The 1,908-nt window shown below is 65.3% G+C and carries 1 protein-coding gene and 1 pseudogene; both read left to right on the top strand.

Annotation, left to right across the window (positions count from 1 at the left end):
- Positions 1-239: pseudogene (locus ABI213_RS18775) on the top strand (efflux transporter periplasmic adaptor subunit); the annotation flags it as partial.
- Between the two features lie 8 nt (positions 240-247).
- Positions 248-1,908: efflux RND transporter permease subunit (locus ABI213_RS18770; protein WP_348028217.1), on the top strand; the 1,661-nt coding region annotated here is incomplete at its 3' end.

Here is a 1,908-nt window from a genome sequence, read left to right as displayed (position 1 = left end):
ACGGCTTTAGCTACGTGTACCGCGTCAACGCCGACAGCCGCGTGGCGCAGTTGAAGGTGCAAACCGGTCGCCAGGTGGGCGACCGGGTAGAAATCACCAGCGCCCTGCCCGCCGATGCCCGGCTGGTAGCGATCGGTGGCGGGTTCCTGGCCGATGGCGACCTGGTGCGGGTGGTAGAAAGTTCTAAGCCAAATGTGCCTCCAGCGCAATCAGCACCTGCGGCAGCAGCTAGCAAATAAGTAGCGCCATGAATATTTCTACCTGGTCCATCAAAAACCCGATTCCGGCGGTGATGCTGTTCGTCATGCTGAGCTTCGCCGGGCTGCTGTCTTTTCAGTCCATGAAGGTGCAGCAGTTCCCCGACCTGGAGCTGCCGACCATCACCGTAGTGGCCTCGCTGCCCGGTGCCGCCCCGGCCCAGCTGGAAACCGAGGTGGCCCGCAAGCTGGAAAACGCCATCGCCCCGCTGCAGGGCCTGAAAAACATCTACACCAAAGTACAAGACGGCGGCGTGACCATCACCGCCGAGTTCCGGCTGGAAAAGCCCACCCAAGAAGCGGTGGACGACGTGCGCAGCGCCGTGCAAGGCGTGCGCAGCGACCTGCCCAGCGACGTGCGCGACCCGGTGGTGGGCAAGGTGAATCTGTCCGGCGCGCCCATCCTGGCGCTGACCGTGCGCTCCAGCAGCATGGACGACGAGGCCCTGAGCTGGTTTGTCGACAACACCGTGGCGCGCACGCTGCAAGGTGTGCGCGGCGTGGGTTCGGTGGTCCGCGTGGGCGGGGTCACGCGCCAGGTCGAGGTGGCGCTGGACCCGCTGAAATTGCAGGCCCTGGGGGCCACTGCTGCCGACATTTCGCGCCAACTGCGCCAAGTGCAAACCGAAAGCGCCGGGGGCCGGGCCGACCTGGGCGGCAGCGAGCAGCCCATGCGTACGCTGGCCACCGTGCAGTCTGCCGCCGAGCTGGCCGGGCTGGACCTGGTGCTCAGCAACGGCCAGCACCTGCGGCTCGACCAGGTGGCCACCGTCACCGACACGGTGGCCGAGCCACGGGCTCTGGCCCTGCTGAATGGCAAGCCGGTGGTCGGCTTTGAAATCACCCGCAGCAAGGGTGCCAGCGAGGTGGAAGTGGGCGCGGCGGTCGACGTGGCGCTGAAAGAGCTGAAAGCGCAGCACCCCGACATCGAACTCACCCAGGCCTTTGACTTTGTGACCCCGGTGGCCGAGGAGTTTGATGCGTCGATGCAGATGCTGCTGGAAGGTGGCGTACTGGCCGTCATCGTGGTGTGGCTGTTTTTGCGCAACTGGCGCTCTACCGTGGTGTCGGCGGTGGCGCTGCCGCTGTCGGTGATACCGGCGTTTATCGGCATCCACTACTTCGGTTTTTCGATCAACACGGTAACGCTGCTGGCCCTGTCGCTGGTGATCGGCGTGCTGGTGGACGACGCGATTGTGGAGGTGGAAAACATCGAGCGCCACATGCACATGGGCAAATCCGCCTACCAGGCGGCGATGGAGGCGGCGGACGAGATCGGCCTGGCGGTGATTGCCACCACCTTCACCCTGGTGGCGGTGTTTTTGCCCACGGCCTTCATGGCGGGCATTCCGGGCAAGTTCTTCAAGCAGTTTGGCTGGACCGCCGCGCTGGCCGTGCTGGCATCGCTGCTGGTGGCCCGCGTGCTCACGCCCATGATGGCCGCCTACGTGATGAAGCCGAATGAAAAGCCGCACCAAGACCCGTTCTGGATGGCCGCCTACATGCGCGCCAGCCGCTGGGCCTTGGGCCACCGCTGGATCACCATGGCCTTGGCGGGCGCGTTCTTTGTCGGCTCCATCGCGCTGATCCCGCTGCTGCCCACCGGCTTCATCCCGCCGGACGACAACTCGCAAACCCAGGTCCACATCGA

The organism is Rhodoferax sp. (assembly GCF_039922535.1).
Taxonomy (GTDB): domain Bacteria; phylum Pseudomonadota; class Gammaproteobacteria; order Burkholderiales; family Burkholderiaceae_C; genus Rhodoferax_B.
Note: the sequence above shows the minus strand (reverse complement) of the source record. Positions and strands in the feature narration are given on the sequence as shown.